Origin of the sequence: Brachyspira hampsonii (assembly GCF_001746205.1) — a bacterium.
GTDB lineage: Bacteria > Spirochaetota > Brachyspiria > Brachyspirales > Brachyspiraceae > Brachyspira > Brachyspira hampsonii_B.
The window spans coordinates 17,621-38,090 of the sequence record NZ_MDCO01000015.1 but is presented as its reverse complement, the minus strand read 5'-3'; the positions used below and the strand labels follow the sequence as shown (position 1 = coordinate 38,090).

Sequence of the window (20,470 nt, the reverse complement as noted above, 5' to 3'; positions counted from 1 at the left end):
AAAAATTTTTATGAATTAATCCTTTTTAATACTTCAACTATAACATTTTTTATAATTTTTTCATCAGTTATATTACATTTATTCACCAAAATTTTTATTGTCTGCTTAACTATTTCAGCAGTATCATTATTATTGTCAGCAATCTTATTACTGCCGCAATTACAATTTTCATCGCCATATACTATTTTTATTCTCTTTGATCTTATAATATCCATAGCACTTGGCGTAAAAATAACATTAGAAGGCACATATATAGTATCAGAATTACAATTTATAAGTTCATGAATATTCTGAGTATTATAAACTATTTTATTTTTATTCATAATATACGCTCCTAAAATCATAAAATAGAATTATATAATTCATCTATAGGCGAAGGCAATATACAATAATCAACTATAAGTCCCTCATCTTCAGCCCTCTTCATTCCTGCTTTAACCGCTTCTTCAACAGCACTTACCTTACCTGTCAAAGTAATATAGGATTTTCCTCCTATAGCAAAACCAAGCCTTACATTAACAAGAGAAACATCACTTGCCTTAGCAGCATCATCAGCTCCTTGTACAGCTGAAGCTATAGAAAAATATTCTATAACACCAATAGCCTCTCTAGGAAAATCAGACAAAGTACCATTAATAGCTTCTATTACACTTTCATGAATATTAGCTATAACAAAAGAATTAATCACAGAAACACCGCCTATTTCAATACCTGCTTTTTTAGATGACTCCACCGCCCCTACATCTCCGCAGAATATAACAATATATTTTCCGGGACATACAGAATGGGATCTTAATATTTTAACATTGGCGGCTTTTCCTATATGATCTGTAACTAATATGCCTCTAGCTATACTATTTAATTCTATCATTCCTATAGACTTCATTTAACACTCTCCCCATTTATAACTATTTTTTCAGTATCAACATACTCTACAATACCATTTATACTAGAATGTATATTAGCCCCAACTTTATCCATCGGTACTGCAGCTATAATTTGTCCCTCATTAACTGAATCCCCAACATGTACAACAGCTTCAGCAGGCATTCCTATATGCTGTCTCAATTCTATAGATACCTTTGAAACATTTATTGCTTTAGGATTATCCATGTCAGCTTCAACATGAGAATATTTATCTAATCCTAAAATAGTAGTCAATCTATTTGTTGATACTCTCCTATACTCTATAGAAGGATGTACTCCATGATCTTTTACATTCCTATCAGGTTTAATATTAGCCTTTCTTAAAAGAGATTTAACATATATATTCATATTTGCAGGATTTATACCCATAGGACAGGAATAAAGTTCACATATTCCGCATTCACAGCAGAAATTTGCTTCTTTAAGCTTATCTAAAGTATGCTCACTATTATTTTCTATATTTTCCAAATCGGCAAAAGCAACTGTACGCATAACCAAATGAGGATTAATTTTATGACCGATTAAATTTCTAGGGCATAATTCAGAACATGCACTGCATTGTATACAAGAGCATTTTGCCATAGCCACAATTTTTGAGTAATTTATTTGTTTCTTTTTTACTAAATAATGATCTTCATCAATAACTATCAAGGCACCTGTTGTTTTTTTAACATAAAGATTATTAGTTTCAGTTATATGATAATATCTGCCCATCATAGGGCCTCCTACTATCACATATTTATTATCATCTTTTACATTTACTTGATGAAGAATCTCTCTTAAATTCGCCCCAATAGGCACTTTTACAATACAGGGATTTTCAACCTCTCCCAATATTGACATATATTTTGAAATTACAGGTTTATCGCTTAAGCTGTCATAAATATTACATAAAGTAGCAACATTGAATACCACACATCCAACCTCTAAAGGTATACCGCCTGCTTTAATAACTCTCTTCGTAATATTATATACTAAAGTTTGCTCATCTCCTAAAGGATAAAAACTTTTAAATGCTTTTATTTCTATAGGAGCATTTTCTTTTTTAATAGCTTCTTCCAGAGCATTTATCTGCTTAACATACTTTTTCTTTGTTCCTATGATTATATGCTCTGCTGATATTTCCTTGCCTATAATAGCCAATGCCTTCACTATCTTTTCAGCATATTTAAGCATAAGAAACTGATCCGTTTGTAAAAGCGGCTCGCATTCAGCTGCATTAGCTATTAAATATTCTACTTTTTCCGGAAGTTTTATATGTGATGGAAAACCAGCTCCGCCGGCACCTACAATACCAGCATTATATATTTTTTCTTTCAAGCTCATATATAAACCTTTATTTTTTTATTTATTTAAATCTACCTGATCTACTATACCAACTATAACCGCATCTATAGGCAGCATATTCTTATCACCCTGAGCATTTCTAGCACCGCTTCCTGAAGTAATAATAACTATATCATCAATACCAGCACCTATATAATCGCAAGCCACAACAATATTTAATTCTTTATTAGTATCAGGTTCAAAAACTCTTGTTATTAAAAGTTTGCTTCCAGATAAAGCTTCCTCTTTTTTAGTAGCCCATACACTTCCTATTACTTTTGCTAATACCATTGATAATCCCTCTTTATTATTTATTCATATAGAATATTTATTTTATTTTCTTTAATATAATCCATAACAAGCGGAGTAATAATTGCATTACTGCTGATTTTTATACTTGAATAATCATTAATAATATCAACTATATCGCTTTTAGTAATAACTTTCTTATCTTGAAAATTAAAACAATTTCCTGAACTAACAATATTTTTATCATCATTTATTTTTTTGTCTTTTCTAAAATATGATAAAAAATTGCTTTTATCCAATATAATAAGTCCGTAAGATTTAGCTGTATTTTCTAATTCCAATAACTTAGAGAATAATTGACTAGAAGCAGTATTTTTATAACTATCAAATTTTTCATTATTCTTTAAAGCTATAACATTCTTACCGGATAATAAAGCATTAATTATAAAAGAAACATTTTCATTTTTGTATAGAAGATTAGATATACATGATAAAATCTCTGCTGATAAATCATCTATTATGACAGCAGAATAATTATCAATATTAATATCATTTGCAGAAGATGCTATATTTAAATTGTATCCGATATTTTCCAATTCATTTTTAAAACAAAAACTATCAGAAAGAACAAATATAGAATCCATACAAGTTTTATTCAATTGATTTATTACTTCTAATACAATTTTTTTTAATGTTAAATCGTCCATACTTACTCTAAGCCTTTGTTATTATTTACTAAGCTCATAGCTATACCTAAAGGAGTAACTAAAAACGGATTTTTCGGTTTTATAGTATGTACATTGGTTTCTTTTTCTATAATACCTTCAAATCCATCTAAACAAACTGTACCGCCTACCAAACATATTAAATCAACATTATAGTCTTTTATATGTCTGCTTATTATACTTCCTACTTTCTGTATAACAGGCATAACTATTCTAAATATTTCTTTTGCATTGTTTTTATCTTTCTTTCTATTTTCTGCTTCATTAAAAGGAATTCCATAATTACCAGCAATAGTAAGAGTAAAATGCGTTCCTCCTGTAGGTTCATCAGCCGTATATATCATCTTTCCATCATTAAATATAGCAATACCTGTAGTACCGCCGCCAACATCAACAACAGCCCCATTTTTTATATTTAATATATAATTGGCAGCTTCAGGTTCCTCTATAACATTCAAAACTTCAAAACCTGCACTTTCAGCTACATATCTATGCGTGGCAACCGACTTATTATTAACGCCTGGAGGCATAGCAATAGCCGCATTTATAAGCTCAACTCCAAGCCTATTCTCCAATTTTCCTTTTAATTCCCTAACAATAGAACAAGCTCTTGAATAATCAACAACTAGTCCGTCCCTTACAACCTCAGCATATTGCAACTCAGCAGCTATAGGCTTTCCATTAGAATCAACAACCACTAATACAATATATGCTGTACCTAAATCTACTCCTACATATAACTTATCATTTATATTGAAATCATTTACTTTTTCTATGCACTCAGTAGTTTCATCTATAAGTGAATTAACATGCTCAAATGAAAAACTCATAAAATGATTTCTCCATAACCTTGATTAAGCAAACCGCATGCATTAGCTTCATCAAAATCTATATGCATAGCAGGCATAAATCTATCACTTACCCTTGCAACAACCTCATCAAATATTAAAGCTCTAACACCATAAACTTTAACTTTAACAATCTGACCATTTTCTATATTCCATTCTTCAGCATCTTTTTTTCTTAAATGAATATGCCTTTTTGCAATTATAACAGAATTTCTAGCTTCTATGCGTCCATTCTCACCAACAATAATTATACTTCCAGCACCTTGAAGATATCCAGACTCATTAATTGTAATATCTTTAACACCTAAAGCCCTAGCATCAGACAAAGATAATTCAACTTGGGTATCTTTTCTAGTAGGTCCCAATATTGCAACATTACGCATTTCAGACTTTGGTCCTATAAGTTTAACTCTCTCACCGCTTAAATACTGCCCAGGCTGAGAAAGCTCTCTCTTAGGAGTTAAAGAATAATCAACACCAAATAATGTTTCTAAATCTTTTTTAGACAAATGAACATGCCTAGCAGATATTTCCACTTTTATAATTCTTCTTTTACTCAGTTCATACTTAATAGAATCAGATATATTCCTAATCAAAAGCGATTGTCCATTCATTTGGTTACATCCTTACCTGTATATGCCATCAACATCAATATATAAATAGCACTGCTCATACGATTTAATAATTTGATGAGATCTTCTCTTTCATTTTTCAAGGCATTATAAGCTATTAATTCTGCTTCTCTAACTGCCGTTCTTATTAAATTAAGTTTTATAACAGTATAGGGCATATTATAATTAACAAATATATGATCACATCCGAAATACTCTTTAGGGTGATGAGATATCTTTCTTATCTCTTCTTCTGTCAAGCCGAATATAGTGTCAAATTCCAAACCTTTATTTGAAACCTCAGAATATAATATTGTATGAATAAGTTTCTGATATTTTTTTAAATATTCTAATAATTTATCTTCATGCTTTTCTTTAAACTCATATTGTATATCTATTATCAAAGCAAGAAGACTATCTAATTTTCCTCTAAACATTATTCTAGGGTGATTCTTTTCCACTAATACATTATTATATAAATGAGTATAATTTTCAGGTTTAGTATCCAATCTCTTATTTGTTTCATAATCTATATAGTACCCCATATTCTCTATCTCTCTTATACCATAAGATTTAGGGCTTGATGTAGAACTTCCAATATTAAGATTATTAGATGCTATTTTTAGTTCTATTTTGCGGGAAGCCAAATATTCTTTAGCAGAAGGTGTAACAAAAACTCCTTCCTCTATAAAATATTCTGATACATCTCTATTGAGTATTTCACTTCTCAGCATTTGTTCTGTTAAAACTTTCATAAATAAACCTATACATTATTGTTTATATTACTCTTGTTTATCACTATTATTAACAGGAGGATTATTAGGAAGCAAAGATTCCACTTCTTCATGAGGTCTTGGTATTACATGAACGCTTATTAATTCTCCTACTTTAGCCGCTGCTGCTGTTTGATAGAGATTACAAACAATTCATTTTTCTTTTTTAGTTTTTTATAACTAACATTAATATTTTTGTATTTATATTTTAATATTCCTAGAATATCATTCATTCTTCTGAACTCATCATTTACATCATTATAATTAATAATCGCTTTAATCATTTTTTATATCTCTACTATATCAAATAATGAGCTTAGAACATTATAATATTTATTATATTCATCTTCTGAATCACATTCTATTGTTGTAGGCAATCCGCTTTCTAAAGTAAATATTTTTATAGTTTTTTTATCTTCATCAAAATAAATATTTGATATACAGTTTATATTGATTAAATATTTATTTTGAAAAAAAATACCTTTCAGCATAAATTACTCCTCATATTCACAAACAATCGTTATTGGAATACCCATATACTTCGATAAACCTTCTAAGCATGATATACAAAGTTTACCCGCAACTCGAGAAAAACCAGGAGGTTTTGCCCTCCAGGCGAGATGAGGCCCATTTCCGCTGAGGCTTCTCGAGGCTAATCACATCTAACCCCTGGAACTTCCAAAGGGTCCTTCACACCCTTTCTGCAACTCAAGAAGTTCCCGACACACCCGTCTCCACTCGAGAGGAAGCACGAGGGTCCCGAACACATCCAGGGGAGCCCCGTTTCCGCCTCCGAGCTCGAGATGAGGGATCCTTTCCCTGTTTCGTAGGGAAAGAATTCCCGGCGTTCCCGTCGCATCTCAAGAGGAGGCGCTCTCCACAGGAAAGGCGAGAGGAACTCCAGGGTCGTGCCACCATTCCAAGAGTCCCCCAGATGTGTCAGTCCATTCCAGAGGAACCTGTTTTCCCTGCACTGCCTTGACGTTCAAGCCGAGGATCGACTCCCACCACGTGTGCACGTGGGACAGCCCTGTGGGAAAGCCTCGTGGGAAAGCCTCGTGGGAAAGACACGAGGGAAAACCATAGATGCTTTGATCCACGGGGCGGACTGCGTGACACTGCTGCTACCGCTCTGGAGGAAAGCGCAAGTGCATGCCCGCATTCGAGACGAGGACTGACTCCCCTGGGGAGACTCCAGAAGTACCCCAAGATCCATGTCAGCACTGGAGAGGAATCCTCAGGTTCCGGCCCTGAGTTCACACAAGGTCTTAGGCCCCGGCATCAGCGGGAGAGGAATTCCGAAAGGCCCCCGAGGAACTCGCATGGGGACTGGCCTTTCCTGAGGCCACCAGAGCGGGTCCCTGAGGGCCCCGTCGTAAGTCGAGAGCACCTGCCGCAACTCGAGAAAATCCAGGAGGTTTTGCCCTCCAGGCGAGATGAGGCCCATTTCCGCTGAGGCTTCTCGAGGCTAATCACATCTAACCCCTGGAACTTCCAAAGGGTCCTTCACACCCTTTCTGCAACTCAAGAAGTTCCCGACACACCCGTCTCCACTCGAGAGGAAGCACGAGGGTCCCGCACACATCCAGGGGAGACCCGTTTCCCCTCCTACTGAGATGAGGGATCCTTAGCCCTGTAGAAATGGACGATAACACTATAGATAAATGGAGAAAGCAGCTTGAAGATTATGAAATAGCACAGCCAATAAATCAATTAACAGTTATAAAATTAGATAAAGATAATTTGAAAAGTGAAATAGAAAAAATAGATAATTTAGAAATAGCCTAAGGTACTTTATAAGAGAAATGATGAATGGGGAGTTTATAATAAATATTTCTGGAGGCGTAGAAAGCGGTACTTTGACATATTTTATTTTTGTACTGCATGAAGTTAGCATTATTAAAATACTTATAAAAATTATTAGATATACTATTAAATGTTTCATTCTCTGTCCTTGTCAGTAATTCTTCATCTATATTTTTAATCATTAAACTAGAATTACTAAAACTATTTTGAAACTTCTCATTTTCTTTAATAAATAATATTTCATTTTGAAGCGTTTGATTAGTAAGGTTCTCTATAACATCATCGCATAATGACAAAACTTCTGCTATACGCTTCTGTTCGTCTAGGGTCGGCAGCACTATATTCATATTAGCGTATTCTTTTCCATTTATTCCCGGCTGTCCTGTTCTTGAAGATGTTATTTTTACAAAATGCCAATATCTTTTACTTTGAGTATAATATTTTAAAAATAGGCTATTTAATATATTTTGATTTGGTTTTACTTTTATTAAATAACCAGCAAAAACTAAAATGCCGTCTTTTCTATTATATAAATATGTTTTTCCTACCGAAGCTCCTGTTCTTGCAAACAAAAAGTCATTATCATGTAAAATATACTCTTCATAATCCGCATTATTAACAGATACTTTATTATCATTTATAAAATTGCCATACTCATCTATATCGGTTATCCTTATATATGTTGGTAATGAATTATCATATTTTACAGCAGGGGCATTAATTCCATATTTTGGTTGTTCTAATAGACATTCCTGCAGTTTTACTTCCTGCCAGCCTGTTGGGAGCGGGTGGTTCATTGTACCTCCTATAATTTTATACTATAGATGTCTTCTTTTAATTTTGGAATATCTTTATTTACTGTTGCCCATACTATATCATTGCAAATATCATGATATTGATGTATTAAAAAATTACGCATGTCTGAAAGCAAACGCCATTCTATTTGAGGATTATTGTTTTTAGTCTCTATTGATATTTTAGAAGATGCTTCTCCTATAATCATTATTTCATAGATCATTAACTTTTGCATTCTTTCATTATTAAAAAAATCATCTTTATCTTTTATTTCAATAAGGTAATTTTCTATCGAATTTATGCATTTCTTTATATCATTAATATAATATACATCACTTCTTTTCATTTACTACCTACTTTATTATAATAATACTTCTTTATTTTCTTCTATTGACTCAATCATATAATCTTTTATACTATTTTCAGGAACTAAATCTACTTTTCTTGAAAGCATCTGCTCTAATTCATTTTTTATTCTCATTATTTCAAACATACTTTTAGTCTCTTTAAAATTCACTAATATATCAATATCGCTTTTATCATTGAAAACAGATTTTTCTTTTTTTACGAATGAACCAAATATTGTTATTTTATTTGCTCCTTCTTTTTCTAATTTTTTTAGTATTATTTGTTTCTGTATAAATGGTATTCTTTTTCTTTGCTCATTTATAAATCTTAATCTTCTTTCACATATTTCTGCAAAATGATCATATTTTCCATTTGCTATCCTCCATAATGTCATATAAATAGGTCCGCTGTCTCTGTTTTCTCCTGTTGCTTTATTGTACAAATATACTATTTTTTCAGCATCGCCATAATTAGGTGTCAAACCAAAACCATTGCCTATAGAAATTTCCATTAATTTTAATAAATTTTCTCTGCTATATATAAGATTATCTTTTTTTAATTGATCTGGTATATAGTATCCATTTACAAATGGTATTTTTAATTCTTTTAGCCTAACTTCAAGCATAAATTCGGTTATACCAAAATATTTTCTTATGACAGATGATTCTCTTATTAAATCTATTGTTCCTATTATTTCATTTGCAGAAAGAAATTTATTTAATTCATCTTTAGGAATTAATAAATTTCTAGCATATTTATTTGCAAATACTTCATTATTAAACATTATATTAGAATACTCATCAACATAATAAGCCTTATCAAAAAGATCTTTATTGTCTATACTATTGTATTTTACATAATGCCCTATTTCATGAGCTATAATTTGATTTTCAGATTCATCTATATAAAATTCTTTAGGTACTACAAAATCTCCTATCTTAAAATCTTCTCTTTTTGGGTTTATATTTATAACAGATTTTTTTATATTTATCATACCTGCTTTATTTTTATATTTATAGAACAACCTTTCATCATACTGAACATCTAATCCAAAATTTCTAAAAGCAAAATCGATAACAGGAAATGGATATTTTATTATTCCGCCTTTATTCTCATAGTCTTTCAAATTTTTTTCTATGATTTTTACTATTTCATTATTTTTCATAATAATAATCAGCCTCTTTTTTTGAAAGTTTTAAAATATGTTTCTTCCTGATAATCAATATTTTCATCTATACTATTATCTGCTTCTGAATTTTCCAATATATCAATTATTTCATTTAAATTATAATCTGCTTTTAGAGTGTCCAATATTTTTATTACTTCATCTTTTGATGGTATTTTTCTACTGCATTCTATATCACTTAAATATATATGACCTTCATTACCTAAATTCATTTTTAATGATAAATCTCTTAAACTAATAAACTTATTCATTCTAATATTTTTTAATATTTCACCTATATTTTTTTTCATAAAATACTTCCTTAAATTTTTATTATATTAATTTATAAATTAATTTTTTAAAGTTTTATATCTTTCAAAAAATCTTCTAATTTGCCGCTTAGAGTTTCGCGTTCTTTTTCTAATGCTGTTATTTCTTTGTTTATGCTCTTCAAGTCCACATGCTCCTCGTCTTCAAATGAGTCTATATATCTAGGTATATTGAGATTGTATTCATTTTCTTTGATTTCTTCTAGGCTTGCTGATTTAGAGTATTTTTCTATGTTTTTTCTGTCTTTGTAGGCTTTTACTATTTTTTCTATATCCTCATCTCGTAAGCGGTTTTGATTTTTTCCTTTCTCATATTCTACGCTTGCATCTATAAATAAAATATCTTTCTCTTTTCTGTTCTTTTTTAATATTAGAATGCAGGCAGGTATTGAAGTGCCGTAAAATAAATTGTTTGGAAGACCTATAACAGCATCAAGCAAATTTTCATTTATTATTCTTTCTCGTATTATTCCCTCACTGGCTCCTCTGAATAATACGCCATGAGGCATTACAACAGCAGTGATTCCATTTTCAGACATACTGTTTATCATATGAAGTACAAAAGCATAATCGCCCTTGCTCTTTGGAGGTATGCCGTACTCAAATCTATTGTATTGGTCTTTAACTGCTGTTTCCTCCCCCCATTTATCCAAACTGAAAGGAGGATTAGCAACTACTATATCAAACTTTTCTAAATTTCCATTTTTATCCAAAAATTTAGGCTCTTTTATAGTATCGCCCCATTCAATCATTCCTTTATCGCCTATTTCATGCAAATACATATTCATTCTGCATAAAGAATATGTTTGACTGTTTTTTTCCTGTCCGTAGACAGAGCAGTTTTCGCCTCTTAATTCTTTATACACTTTAACAAGCAAAGAACCGCTTCCGCAAGTAGGGTCATATACTTTAACACCGTCTTTTATATTCAAAGTTACTATTTTAGCTATAAGCATAGATACTTCGGGAGGAGTGAAGAACTCACCGCCTTTTTTACCGGCATCGCTTGCAAAGTTTTTTATCAAATACTCATAAGCATCACCCATAACATCATTGTTTTCTAATGCACTAGGACTTAAATCTAATGCAGGATCATTGAAGTCTTCAAGCAAATTTTTTAATATAGAATTTCTTGTTTTTGTGTTGCCGAATTTATTTGAATCATTAAAATCTATATTGTTAAAAATGCCTTCAAATTTACTCTGATTCTGTTTTTCTATTTCTCTTAATGCAGTATTGATCCTCTCGCCAATATTGTTTTCTTCTCTTATAGAATATAAATAATCAAAGTTAGCAGTTTCGCTTATTTTATAATCCAGCCTTTCAATCATTCTTGATAAAATGCCTTCATTGTCTTTATATTCTTTTCTTAATTCTTCAGTTTTTTCTTTCACGAAATCTGATAAATATTTCACAAAAAGCATACTCAATATATAATCTTTATAAACAGATGAGTCTATTGATCCTCTAAAAGTATCGCATGCTTTCCAAACTATATTTTCAACTACTTCTTTTGTTGTTTTCATCTTGATTTCTCCTTTTAAAAAATATATTTTAGTAAATGATTAACAGTTTTTTAATATTTTATTCATAGCTTCTTTATAAAATACTTGTTTTAATTCAAAAAGTTTTCCATGAATAAAAATATCTCTTTCAAATAATGAATTTATTTCAATGATTTCTTTTTGTTTATCTATACTAGGCAATTCTATTTCTATATTTGCTATATCAAAAGTTCCTATTGATATTATCCCTGTTCCTCTTGATTCTCTTTTTAAAAATTTCTGAACTTTTTTATTATTTAGATAAATAGCAAGAAAATGAGGCAGACATATATTATAAAATTCTTCTTTTATTCTGATGCATGCCATTAATGAACTTATTATACAATTATCAATATTATCTTCTACTATTAGGCTATTGAATGGTTCTCTAAGTCTTATGATAATATCATTTGCTTGTATTAATTCAATGTTTTTTTGTTTGATTTGTATTGTATCAATATTTTTTTCATTTTGAGTGTACTTAACAGATTTATTATCGAATGCTTTTAAGTTTATGAGATTAACTTCATATCCTTTTTCATATTTTTTTGCTGAAGCCCTTGAAACAGATGCCCCTACTCTTATATTTGCCAGCTCTTTTAATATGAGTTTTTTCATAATTTATCGCCTCCTTATGTTATAATATTAGCACATAAATGAGGCATTGTCAATATTTTTTATTATAAAACTACGCTCTAATTAAAAATATGCTGTTAAAAATATATAGATGCCATATTTTTATTCATATATAATATATATTTTTTACCTATCAGGAAACATACTGTTATTTTTATATAAAATTTATTTGATGATACAGATTATTATTTAGCTGTAATATTTTATTTTGATATATAAATAAGCGGATATAAAAATATATCCGCTATTAAGGTAAATTATGAAGAAAAAATTTATAAAATTAGATACAAATCAACTTTGTTATATTAATAATATATAAAACTTTTAAAAAAAGTGTAAAAAAAATACGATTTTTATATATTTTTTTTTAAAATAATATATTTTTACTATGAAAAAAAGTATAAAATTACTAAAAAATAACGATTAAATATAAAGCATTATTCTATATTTTATATAAATTGGAGTTTGTGTATGAAGAAGATACATAGTTTATCTTTCAAGGTTCCTGCTATAATATCAATTATGTCTATATTAATAATATTTATTATATTAAGTATAGCAGTAACTTTTGCTAATAAAGGTATAAGCAGAAGCAGATTTGAAGGATTTGCTAATACAGTGCAGTCTTATGCTAAATTATTTGATGCCATATTGGTGGATCAAGTTTCTTTAGCTAAGACATATTCTGTTGCTCCTGCTATTATGAATTCGCTTTTAAATAGAAATGAACAAACAGAAGCTGACGCCTTAAATGCTTTGGCACTATTTAATGGGGCTAATGAATATTCTATAAATATAGCAGTAGCAGATTTAAATGGTGATATTATAGCCGATGCTTTAGGAAGTTCAATAGGTAATAATATTTCTGATACTAGACCTAATTTCTGGTCTGAACTAGAAAGCAAAAATTTTGAATATACATTTGATGATGAAATAATAGATTCAGCAGATACGGGAAATAAATCATTGGTTTTGGGCGGTGCTATAAAAAGTTTAGACGGTAATTTATTAGGTGCGATACTTGTTGTAATAGATTGGAAACTTATACATGATAATTACTTTTCAGATATCACTTTAGGAGAAACAGGCAGAATACTAACTATAGATTCTAATTTAATTGACATAATGGATAATCTATATGATCAAATAGGCTCTAGTGTTGTTCAGGATTACAAAACAGTATTTGATAATAATTTAACTAAGGGTACTTTATCGTACATATATATGGATCAAAAAAGAACAGGTTCTTATAGCAAAATGAAATCTATGAATTGGATAATAGCTATGACTATGTTCGATAGTGAGATATATTCTACAAATAGGGAATTGATTTTAATAAGTTCATTGGTAGGTTTAATTGCTGTTGCATTATTATCTATATTTGTTTATCTTTTTATAAAAAGAATAATGAGTCATATAAACAGCATTATAAGAGAGGCAAAGGAAATAGAGATAGGAAATTTAACTTATGTTTCCAATGAGCATAAAAGAAAAGATGAGCTTGGAATATTATTTGAATCTTTCAGCGGAATGCGTAAAAAACTTACAGAGATAATATCTCAAGTTAATGATTCCTCTATCAAAATAACTACAGCAGCTCAGGAATTAGCAAATGGTAATTCTGATTTATCAAAAAGAACAGAAGCTCAGGCGGCAAGTCTAGAAGAAACTGCTTCTTCTATGGAGGAGATGGCTTCTACAATTAAGTCTTCTACTTCGCATTCTATAGAAGGCAATAATATGATGAAGGAATCTATGAATTCGATTAGAAATGCCGGATCCATAATTTTAGAAACAACTAAAAGTATAGAAGAGGTTAATGAGGATAGTGAAAAAATAAAAAATATAACAAAGGTCATAGAAGATATTGCTTTTCAAACTAATATATTGGCACTTAATGCTGCTGTTGAAGCTGCCCGTGCCGGAGAACAGGGTAAGGGATTTGCTGTTGTAGCGAGCGAAGTTAGGAATTTAGCACAGAATTCTCAGTCTTCAGCTAAGGATATTACTTCTTTGATTAATGTTATATATGATAAAATTAGTAAATCTGTAGAGAAAGCAAAAGAGTCAGAGAAAATATTTGAAGATTTGGAGAAAAAAATAGAAGAAACTTCTAATATAATGCGAGATATCAGTGAAACAGCTATAGAGCAGCAGTCAGGAGTTGATCAGGTAAATATAGCAGTTTCTCAAATGGATAGCGTAACACAGCAGAATGCCGGATTGGTAGAACAATCTGCTTCAGCGGCTGCTTCTTTGTTAAATGAAGCTAAGGAATTAGAAGAGGCTATGCAATTTTTTAAATTAAATAAGTAATTTATTTAATATTTTTGTAAAAAAATATATTGTCATATTATAGTTTATCATAATCTTTTACAACGCACGGTAAACAGGCTTTTATTTATAGTTTAAATTATGATTTTGAATTATCATATATTGTCCTCAGCAACCTCAACGCCTCTTTCATAAGCGGATATACTGTTTTCTATTTCTTTTACTAATTCAGAAAATCTGTCAGTTGTTATTCCTTCTAATGCGTAGCCGTAATTATCACTTAAATACTTTATTTGATTAGCATTTAAGTTTAGTACCGTACTCATTTCATCAGCAAAAGCACTTGAAGTAGAAAAAGAATGGGGTAATTATAAAGTTAAATTAAATAACTTTATGGAATTATTTATCTCTGCTAACGGACAGTTAATGGGACAGAAATTCGATGACTGATAAATACTGATTAAATACAAATATTTATTTATAGGAAGATACTAATTATTTATTGAAAAATACAAATAGAGAGAGGGAGCTTAAAAAGAGCTTCCTCTTTTTTTGTTTAAATAAAAATGCATCGATATATTTTTATAGTTTTATTCTGCCCGCCCACCCGCCCCTTTTACTATATTTTTTAATACTTAAAAAAATTTTTATTCATATTTACTTAAAATTTTTATTATGCTAGTCTTTGTATAAATATTATAATCATATGGAGATATAAAATGTATCATTCAAGATTTAAAGGAAGTCATTATGAAGCGGGATTTAAATATGGTAAATTGCTTTCTAAAAATAATATTAACCCATTAGAAAAAATTCAAATATCAAATGATAGAAAATATTTTGCTAATAAATGCATGCCAATATACAATCAATTTTTTCCTGAAATAATAGAAGAAATAAAAGGAATATCCGACGGACTAAATACAAATAATAATATAAAAATCAATTATAAAAATATATGCGAATTTTTATTTACAATATATGCATTTACTTTTGATAATAAATGTTCGTCTTTTGCTTTCAAAACTGATGAAGATATAATACTTGTCAAAAATAGTGATTTTTTAAAAGATATAAAAAATTATTGCGACAGTATGTATTATAAATTAAATAGTTCTTATTCATTTATTGGTAATACTACGGCATTTATAGAAATTGAAGACGGCATAAATGAAAAAGGACTTGCAGCTGCATTAACTTTTGTGTATCCTACGAAAATAGATTACGGATTTAATGCAGGAATGATAATAAGGTATATTTTAGAGAAATGCTGTACTGTTGATGAGGCTTTAGAGTTTTTAAAAAATATTCCAATTTCATCTGCACAAAATATAATATTGGCAGATAGAAATGGAAGTATTGCATTAATAGAATGTAACTCTGAAAAACTAGCAATAATAAAAAATGATTATGTGTTTATATCAAATCATTTTGTAAGCAAGTCTATGAAAGAATATAATACTAATATTGAAGATGATATTTATTCTAATGAAAGATATATCACTATGGAAAATGCATTCAAAAATTATGATTATGATTTAAATTTTGCCAAAAAACTTATTTCAGGAGAGTATGGATTTTTATGTCAATATGATAGAAAACTCAATTTTGATACTGTTTGGTCTTCTATATACTCAATCAAAAATAAAAAAGTATATATGGCAGAAGGAAATCCTTCAAGAAAAAAATTTAAAGAGGATAAGAGATTAACATTTGATTATTGATTTTATTTTATAAATAATATATTTTGTATGAAAATATTTTAAAGGTTAATTATAATGCTTTCATTAGAAGAGATTAATAACATAGCAGAAAAAAATTATAATAAAAAATTTGATAAAACTACTTCATTTATAGATGATTCTATAATATCTAATATACTTATAAAAGATAAAAGCAGTAAAGTTCCAAGTAAGGTAATAAGATATATTTTAGGAGAATACTTGGATATAAAAGAATCATATAGAATAAGAAATGCCGATTTAGTAGGATATTCTTTAGACAATGAAAGCTTTACACAGGCACTTGATAACATATACAATATATGGAATGAAGATAATAAGACTAAAGGAATACTATATCCATACTGCATATTTTCTGGAAATGCACAGTTGGATAGAGTTTATAAAAGAGCAAAAGAAATAGCAGGAAACAGATTCAAATTAGCATGTTTTATGTTTGAGGCTATTGCATTAAGTGCATCAAAAAAAGGACTTGGACTAGTTTATGAGGCTTCAAGAAAATTCAAACAGCACAGCATAAGAAATACATGTTCTGGAATTTTAACTGATATTACTATAAGGCTTGGAATGAGTAAGGAGGCTTTTGCTGATAAGATTATACCGGATTTCGATTTTAATAGAGATGGAATAAGAATAATAGAAAGTAATAATAAAAAATTTAAAATAACATTGAAGCCTGATTTTAGTATATCAATATTCGATGAAATAAAAAACAAAGAATACAAAACATTACCGAAAGATTTTCCTCAAACTCCTAAAAAAGAATTAACAAAATTAAAAAGTGAAATAAATAAAATGCTTAAGACTCAGACTGAGCGTTTGCAGTTAGTATTAATGGACGGCAGAAAATGGGCATTAAATGAGTGGAAAGAAATATTTTTTGATAATCCTTTTATGAGAGCATTTGCTGTTAAGCTTATTTGGGGAGTATATGATAAAGATAATAATTTATTAAGCACTTTTAGATATATGGAGGACGGTTCATTTAATAATGCTGATGATGAAGAAATGAAGATAGAAGATAATACTTTAATAACTTTATTGAGTCCTATAGAAGTTAATAAAGAATTAATAGAAAAATGGAAAAATCAGCTTGCAGATTATGATATAGTTCAGCCTTTTAATCAATTATCATTGGATAGCGAAGAAGAATTAATATCAAAAATACCGAGAACTGTAACTGTAGGAACTATAAAAAATACTGCATTAAAATTGGGTATGGAAAAAGAAGACGGAGACGGAGGATTTATTAATTCTTATTTTTTGTATGACTCATATAATGAAGCCTCTCTATATATAAAAGTATCAGATATTTATTATAGTTCGGCTAATAATGACACAACAGATATAGAAATAAAATTTGAAAACTCTGATGAAAGATTTGAATACGGAGCTTATCTTATATTATCTAATTATTTAAAATAGATTTTTTAATTTAATTTAACGCACGGTGTACTAAATTTTTTTATTAATAAAAATTTTAATTTAAAACAATTCTGTATTTTTTATTTAGTTCTGCGTGCGTTAGGAAACACAATAAGCTAAAAAAAATTTGGGCGGGTATGCTTTTTCAAAGTAAGTTATGAAGTTTATTAAAATTAGAATTAAAAAATAGGCATCAAAGAATAAAGGGCGTGGTATGTAAATAGATTTTTTGTCTGTTTTGATTCCCACCCTATAGGCTTTTTGAATTTATCTGTCATTTTTGTTATATATTATTTTAAAAATTTTTTCTGTAATTTTAGATGCCCACCCAAGAGTTTTTTAAATTTAGAGTGCATACACCGCACGAAAAATGAAATTATATATAGGTTAATTAATAATAACATGTTATTTATATATGAAATTTTATTAACCGTTCGTTTAATTAAATTTCTAATTTCCATCCCTCATCATTATGATATATCATGAGTTTTGTCATACCGCCGTCTACAATAATATTTTCTCCATTTATAAAGTCATTATTACAAAGAAACCAAGCAGTACTAGCTATATCAGAAGTTTTTCCTACTTTGGCGCTAGGATGCTGAAGTATATCTTCCTTGCTGAATGAGGCATCATCAATAGTATTAATCCAACCCGGACTAATAGAATTAACTCTCACTTTATGTGATAAACTTATCGCCATAGCATGAGTTAAAGCTATAATAGCACCTTTAGCAGCACTATAACTTTCACTGTCTTTCTGCGACATAAAAGCCCTTGTAGAAGCAATATTTATTATGCAGGCATTATCATTAAAATTATTCATTAAATTTTTTGTTATTTCATAAGGAGCAGCAGCACCAATTTTAAAAATCTCTAAAAAGTCATCATAACTGCAGTTACTTAAAAGTCCTTTATTTGAATAGCAGGCATTGTTTATTAAATAATCTATATTCCCAAATTTTTCTATTACTTTGTCTGTAAATGATTTTATAGATTTTTCATTATCAATGTTGTCATTTATAAATAAGCATTCTCTGCCAATATCTTTTATTTGTTTATATAGCTTTAATCCGTTTTCATTGTCTTTATCAATAAATGCTATATCGCAGTTGTTTTTTGCAAATAATAATGCAGTTTCTTTTCCTATTCCATTTGATGCTCCTGTTATTATACAAACTTTATTTGCCATTATAAAACTCCTAATTATTCATTTTTGATTAACATTATATACAATAATATGAATAAATAAATGTTTTAATATTTAAATAATAAAATATATATATTCTGAATTATCTTTTATTATTGATATTTTTACAAATAGTATTATAATGGTATTTCAATTAACTTTTATATTATTTATTGGCTTTATTTATGGATTATGTAATATCTACTACTTTGTACCTATTAAAGGGAACATACATTACTTTATGTCTTTACTTTATAACTGCAGTAATTTCTATTCCCTTATCTATGCTTTTTGCCGCATTGCAGTTTAGTGCTCCAAAGTTTTTAAGGTATATTTTTGATATATATGCTTGGATATTCAGAGGAACTCCTTTAATACTTCAGCTTATATTCTTTTATTACGGACTTCCTCTTATGACCAATAATATGATAGCTTTTCCCGCTTTTACATCTGCCGCGGTAACTTTTATACTTAATTATTCTGCTTATATGATGGAGATATTCAGAGCTGGTATTGAAAGTATAGAGAAAGGTCAGTATGAGGCAGGTTTTGCACTTAATCTAAGCTACAGACAGATTATGACTAGAATAATACTTCCGCAGGCTGTGAGAAGAGTGCTTCCTCCGCTTTCTAATGAAGCTATTAATTTAATAAAAGATACTTCTTTAGTTATAGTTTTAGGTATAGGTGATTTAATGCTTCATGCAAGACAAATACTTACTAGAGATTATAAATTGCTTCCGTTTTTGATAGCAGCTATTATATATTTGATTTTTACTTCTATTTTGGTTCTTGTATTCAGACGATTGGAGAAGAAATATGTCATCAGAAACTAATTTGAAAGTTGTAAATATAAAAAAGCATTATAAAGACACTCCAGCTATAAACGGAGTATCCTTTACAGTTAATAAAGGAGATATACTTTCTATCATAGGACCTTCAGGAGCTGGAAAGAGTTCGCTATTAAGAAATATTATACAGATAGAAGAGCCGGATTACGGAGAAGTTTATGTAGACAATGAAGTTTTATTTTGTAAGAGAGAAGGGGAGAAGGCTTTAAATATTACACATGCAGATTTTATGAAGCGTAAGGAAAAAATAGGAATGATATTTCAGCATTTTAATTTATTTCCACATAAAACGGCATTAGAAAATATAATAGAAGCTCCTATAATAGTAAAGAAGCAGAATAAATATGAAGCAATTGAAGAGGCATTAAAACTTTTAGATAGTGTCGGACTTAAACATAAAAAAGACAGTTATCCGAATGAATTATCCGGCGGACAGAAACAGAGAGTTGCAATTGCAAGGGCATTGGCTATGAAACCGGAGATACTTCTTTGCGATGAGCCTACATCAGCTTTAGATCCGGAGCTTATAGGAGAGGTTTTATCAGTATTAAAAGAGCTTGCTAAAGAGAAAATGACTATGATTGTTGTAAGCCATGAAATAAGTTTTGTAAGAGAACTTTCTACAAATATTGCTTTTATGGACGGCGGAAAAATTATAGCTATGGATACTTCTTCTAATTTCTTTAATAATCAGAGTAATGAAAGAATCAAAGATTTTCTAAATAAAATATTTCATAAATGATTATTTATAAAATAAAGCTGAATAAACTATTATTAATTTAATTTCTGTATTGACATTTTTTTAAATATTATTATAGTATTTATTAATAAAAAGTGTGTTATGGAGTTTCTATTATGAATGGTTTTTTGATAATTTTTTATCATATAAACTTTATGCTTCCTTAAT

General features: G+C 29.3%; 24 protein-coding genes and 1 pseudogene. 7 read left to right on the top strand and 18 right to left on the bottom strand.

Annotation, left to right across the window (positions count from 1 at the left end):
- Positions 1-8: 8 nt before the first annotated feature.
- From BFL38_RS14095 to BFL38_RS14055, 10 genes are all read right to left on the bottom strand, one after another.
- Entirely contained in the window at positions 9-323 is a 315-nt protein-coding gene (locus BFL38_RS14095) for a hypothetical protein (protein ID WP_069727630.1), read from the bottom strand.
- A gap of 17 nt (positions 324-340) precedes the next feature.
- Complete coding sequence (locus tag BFL38_RS14090; protein ID WP_069727629.1) at positions 341-886, bottom strand: BMC domain-containing protein; 546 nt, start codon at positions 884-886, stop codon at positions 341-343.
- Positions 883-2,253 (bottom strand): 4Fe-4S dicluster domain-containing protein, encoded by a 1,371-nt coding sequence (locus BFL38_RS14085; RefSeq protein ID WP_069727628.1) that lies wholly within the window; start codon positions 2,251-2,253, stop codon positions 883-885. The genes BFL38_RS14090 and BFL38_RS14085 overlap by 4 nt, the downstream gene beginning before the upstream one ends.
- A gap of 18 nt (positions 2,254-2,271) precedes the next feature.
- Positions 2,272-2,544, bottom strand: coding sequence for a EutN/CcmL family microcompartment protein (locus BFL38_RS14080; protein ID WP_008725473.1), 273 nt, complete (start codon positions 2,542-2,544; stop codon positions 2,272-2,274).
- 20 nt (positions 2,545-2,564) lie between these two features.
- Positions 2,565-3,209, bottom strand: a complete 645-nt coding sequence (locus tag BFL38_RS14075; protein ID WP_069727627.1) for a hypothetical protein — start codon at positions 3,207-3,209, stop codon at positions 2,565-2,567.
- Positions 3,210-3,211: 2 nt separating this feature from the next.
- Positions 3,212-4,057 (bottom strand): ethanolamine utilization protein EutJ, encoded by an 846-nt coding sequence (gene eutJ, locus BFL38_RS14070; protein ID WP_069727626.1) that lies wholly within the window; start codon positions 4,055-4,057, stop codon positions 3,212-3,214.
- Positions 4,054-4,689 carry a phosphate propanoyltransferase gene (gene pduL, locus BFL38_RS14065; RefSeq protein ID WP_069727625.1) on the bottom strand — a complete coding sequence of 212 codons (636 nt, stop codon included), beginning with the start codon at positions 4,687-4,689 and terminating at the stop codon, positions 4,054-4,056. The genes eutJ and pduL overlap by 4 nt, the downstream gene beginning before the upstream one ends.
- The gene (locus tag BFL38_RS14060) at positions 4,686-5,441 is read right to left on the bottom strand and encodes a cobalamin adenosyltransferase family protein (protein ID WP_069727624.1); all 756 of its coding nucleotides are present in this window, start codon (positions 5,439-5,441) and stop codon (positions 4,686-4,688) included. Before BFL38_RS14060 ends, pduL begins: the two co-directional genes overlap by 4 nt.
- Positions 5,442-5,569: 128 nt before the next feature.
- Positions 5,570-5,743, bottom strand: a complete 174-nt coding sequence (locus BFL38_RS15245) for a hypothetical protein (RefSeq protein ID WP_176720592.1) — start codon at positions 5,741-5,743, stop codon at positions 5,570-5,572.
- A gap of 3 nt (positions 5,744-5,746) precedes the next feature.
- Positions 5,747-5,950, bottom strand: a complete 204-nt coding sequence (locus BFL38_RS14055; RefSeq protein ID WP_069727623.1) for a hypothetical protein — start codon at positions 5,948-5,950, stop codon at positions 5,747-5,749.
- A 1,150-nt stretch (positions 5,951-7,100) separates the two neighbouring features.
- Between BFL38_RS14055 and BFL38_RS15005 the strand changes: the two genes are divergently transcribed.
- The gene (locus BFL38_RS15005) at positions 7,101-7,247 is read left to right on the top strand and encodes a hypothetical protein (RefSeq protein ID WP_305143776.1); all 147 of its coding nucleotides are present in this window, start codon (positions 7,101-7,103) and stop codon (positions 7,245-7,247) included.
- On the opposite strand, the gene BFL38_RS15235 is transcribed toward BFL38_RS15005, so the two are convergent.
- Genes BFL38_RS15235 through BFL38_RS14020 form a run of 6 tightly spaced genes read right to left on the bottom strand, consistent with a single transcriptional unit; the run spans position 7,244 to position 12,064 of the window.
- A complete protein-coding gene (locus BFL38_RS15235) occupies positions 7,244-8,062 on the bottom strand; it encodes a restriction endonuclease subunit S (RefSeq protein WP_256097289.1) in 819 nt (272 codons plus the stop codon). The two genes, BFL38_RS15005 and BFL38_RS15235, sit on opposite strands and share 4 nt — an antisense overlap.
- A gap of 8 nt (positions 8,063-8,070) precedes the next feature.
- Positions 8,071-8,406, bottom strand: coding sequence for a HepT-like ribonuclease domain-containing protein (locus tag BFL38_RS14040; RefSeq protein ID WP_069727622.1), 336 nt, complete (start codon positions 8,404-8,406; stop codon positions 8,071-8,073).
- Between the two features lie 15 nt (positions 8,407-8,421).
- On the bottom strand, positions 8,422-9,573 hold the full coding sequence (locus BFL38_RS14735) for a nucleotidyltransferase domain-containing protein (protein ID WP_083249435.1): 1,152 nt from the start codon (positions 9,571-9,573) through the stop codon (positions 8,422-8,424).
- A gap of 8 nt (positions 9,574-9,581) precedes the next feature.
- The gene (locus BFL38_RS14030; protein ID WP_069727621.1) at positions 9,582-9,884 is read right to left on the bottom strand and encodes a helix-turn-helix domain-containing protein; all 303 of its coding nucleotides are present in this window, start codon (positions 9,882-9,884) and stop codon (positions 9,582-9,584) included.
- A 47-nt stretch (positions 9,885-9,931) separates the two neighbouring features.
- Positions 9,932-11,428 carry a type I restriction-modification system subunit M gene (locus BFL38_RS14025; protein ID WP_069727620.1) on the bottom strand — a complete coding sequence of 499 codons (1,497 nt, stop codon included), beginning with the start codon at positions 11,426-11,428 and terminating at the stop codon, positions 9,932-9,934.
- Between the two features lie 39 nt (positions 11,429-11,467).
- Positions 11,468-12,064, bottom strand: a complete 597-nt coding sequence (locus tag BFL38_RS14020) for a restriction endonuclease subunit S (protein ID WP_069727619.1) — start codon at positions 12,062-12,064, stop codon at positions 11,468-11,470.
- Positions 12,065-12,553: 489 nt separating this feature from the next.
- Here BFL38_RS14020 and BFL38_RS14015 point away from each other — a divergent pair, with 489 nt between their 5' ends.
- Complete coding sequence (locus BFL38_RS14015; RefSeq protein WP_069727618.1) at positions 12,554-14,398, top strand: methyl-accepting chemotaxis protein; 1,845 nt, start codon at positions 12,554-12,556, stop codon at positions 14,396-14,398.
- A 113-nt stretch (positions 14,399-14,511) separates the two neighbouring features.
- On the opposite strand, the gene BFL38_RS15230 is transcribed toward BFL38_RS14015, so the two are convergent.
- The gene (locus BFL38_RS15230; RefSeq protein WP_176720591.1) at positions 14,512-14,682 is read right to left on the bottom strand and encodes a hypothetical protein; all 171 of its coding nucleotides are present in this window, start codon (positions 14,680-14,682) and stop codon (positions 14,512-14,514) included.
- 7 nt (positions 14,683-14,689) lie between these two features.
- Between BFL38_RS15230 and BFL38_RS15875 the strand changes: the two are divergent.
- The 3 genes and pseudogenes from BFL38_RS15875 to BFL38_RS14005 form a co-directional block, all read left to right on the top strand.
- Positions 14,690-14,806 (top strand): annotated as a pseudogene (locus BFL38_RS15875) (PepSY-like domain-containing protein); the annotation flags it as partial.
- A 269-nt stretch (positions 14,807-15,075) separates the two neighbouring features.
- Positions 15,076-16,080: a C45 family autoproteolytic acyltransferase/hydrolase gene (locus BFL38_RS14010; protein ID WP_069727617.1), complete on the top strand. Its 1,005-nt coding sequence runs from the start codon at positions 15,076-15,078 to the stop codon at positions 16,078-16,080.
- A 54-nt stretch (positions 16,081-16,134) separates the two neighbouring features.
- Positions 16,135-17,523 carry a DUF4132 domain-containing protein gene (locus BFL38_RS14005; RefSeq protein WP_069727616.1) on the top strand — a complete coding sequence of 463 codons (1,389 nt, stop codon included), beginning with the start codon at positions 16,135-16,137 and terminating at the stop codon, positions 17,521-17,523.
- 442 nt (positions 17,524-17,965) lie between these two features.
- On the opposite strand, the gene BFL38_RS14000 is transcribed toward BFL38_RS14005, so the two are convergent.
- Complete coding sequence (locus BFL38_RS14000) at positions 17,966-18,715, bottom strand: SDR family oxidoreductase (protein WP_069727615.1); 750 nt, start codon at positions 18,713-18,715, stop codon at positions 17,966-17,968.
- Between the two features lie 182 nt (positions 18,716-18,897).
- Between BFL38_RS14000 and BFL38_RS13995 the strand changes: the two genes are divergently transcribed.
- On the top strand, positions 18,898-19,548 hold the full coding sequence (locus BFL38_RS13995; RefSeq protein ID WP_008722892.1) for an amino acid ABC transporter permease: 651 nt from the start codon (positions 18,898-18,900) through the stop codon (positions 19,546-19,548).
- Positions 19,532-20,305, top strand: coding sequence for an amino acid ABC transporter ATP-binding protein (locus BFL38_RS13990; RefSeq protein WP_069727614.1), 774 nt, complete (start codon positions 19,532-19,534; stop codon positions 20,303-20,305). Before BFL38_RS13995 ends, BFL38_RS13990 begins: the two co-directional genes overlap by 17 nt.
- Positions 20,306-20,470: the final 165 nt, after the last annotated feature.

Bases quoted from the DNA above. Each gene is read 5' to 3' on its own strand.
- BFL38_RS14095 (WP_069727630.1), bottom strand. From the start codon at position 323: ATGAATAAAAATAAAATAGTTTATAATACTCAGAATATTCATGAACTT.
- BFL38_RS14090 (WP_069727629.1), bottom strand. From the start codon at position 886: ATGAAGTCTATAGGAATGATAGAATTAAATAGTATAGCTAGAGGCATA.
- BFL38_RS14085 (WP_069727628.1), bottom strand. From the start codon at position 2,253: ATGAGCTTGAAAGAAAAAATATATAATGCTGGTATTGTAGGTGCCGGC.
- BFL38_RS14080 (WP_008725473.1), bottom strand. From the start codon at position 2,544: ATGGTATTAGCAAAAGTAATAGGAAGTGTATGGGCTACTAAAAAAGAG.
- BFL38_RS14075 (WP_069727627.1), bottom strand. From the start codon at position 3,209: ATGGACGATTTAACATTAAAAAAAATTGTATTAGAAGTAATAAATCAA.
- eutJ (WP_069727626.1), bottom strand. From the start codon at position 4,057: ATGAGTTTTTCATTTGAGCATGTTAATTCACTTATAGATGAAACTACT.
- pduL (WP_069727625.1), bottom strand. From the start codon at position 4,689: ATGAATGGACAATCGCTTTTGATTAGGAATATATCTGATTCTATTAAG.
- BFL38_RS14060 (WP_069727624.1), bottom strand. From the start codon at position 5,441: ATGAAAGTTTTAACAGAACAAATGCTGAGAAGTGAAATACTCAATAGA.
- BFL38_RS15245 (WP_176720592.1), bottom strand. From the start codon at position 5,743: ATGATTAAAGCGATTATTAATTATAATGATGTAAATGATGAGTTCAGA.
- BFL38_RS14055 (WP_069727623.1), bottom strand. From the start codon at position 5,950: ATGCTGAAAGGTATTTTTTTTCAAAATAAATATTTAATCAATATAAAC.
- BFL38_RS15005 (WP_305143776.1), top strand. From the start codon at position 7,101: ATGGACGATAACACTATAGATAAATGGAGAAAGCAGCTTGAAGATTAT.
- BFL38_RS15235 (WP_256097289.1), bottom strand. From the start codon at position 8,062: ATGAACCACCCGCTCCCAACAGGCTGGCAGGAAGTAAAACTGCAGGAA.
- BFL38_RS14040 (WP_069727622.1), bottom strand. From the start codon at position 8,406: ATGAAAAGAAGTGATGTATATTATATTAATGATATAAAGAAATGCATA.
- BFL38_RS14735 (WP_083249435.1), bottom strand. From the start codon at position 9,573: ATGAAAAATAATGAAATAGTAAAAATCATAGAAAAAAATTTGAAAGAC.
- BFL38_RS14030 (WP_069727621.1), bottom strand. From the start codon at position 9,884: ATGAAAAAAAATATAGGTGAAATATTAAAAAATATTAGAATGAATAAG.
- BFL38_RS14025 (WP_069727620.1), bottom strand. From the start codon at position 11,428: ATGAAAACAACAAAAGAAGTAGTTGAAAATATAGTTTGGAAAGCATGC.
- BFL38_RS14020 (WP_069727619.1), bottom strand. From the start codon at position 12,064: ATGAAAAAACTCATATTAAAAGAGCTGGCAAATATAAGAGTAGGGGCA.
- BFL38_RS14015 (WP_069727618.1), top strand. From the start codon at position 12,554: ATGAAGAAGATACATAGTTTATCTTTCAAGGTTCCTGCTATAATATCA.
- BFL38_RS15230 (WP_176720591.1), bottom strand. From the start codon at position 14,682: ATGAGTACGGTACTAAACTTAAATGCTAATCAAATAAAGTATTTAAGT.
- BFL38_RS14010 (WP_069727617.1), top strand. From the start codon at position 15,076: ATGTATCATTCAAGATTTAAAGGAAGTCATTATGAAGCGGGATTTAAA.
- BFL38_RS14005 (WP_069727616.1), top strand. From the start codon at position 16,135: ATGCTTTCATTAGAAGAGATTAATAACATAGCAGAAAAAAATTATAAT.
- BFL38_RS14000 (WP_069727615.1), bottom strand. From the start codon at position 18,715: ATGGCAAATAAAGTTTGTATAATAACAGGAGCATCAAATGGAATAGGA.
- BFL38_RS13995 (WP_008722892.1), top strand. From the start codon at position 18,898: ATGGATTATGTAATATCTACTACTTTGTACCTATTAAAGGGAACATAC.
- BFL38_RS13990 (WP_069727614.1), top strand. From the start codon at position 19,532: ATGTCATCAGAAACTAATTTGAAAGTTGTAAATATAAAAAAGCATTAT.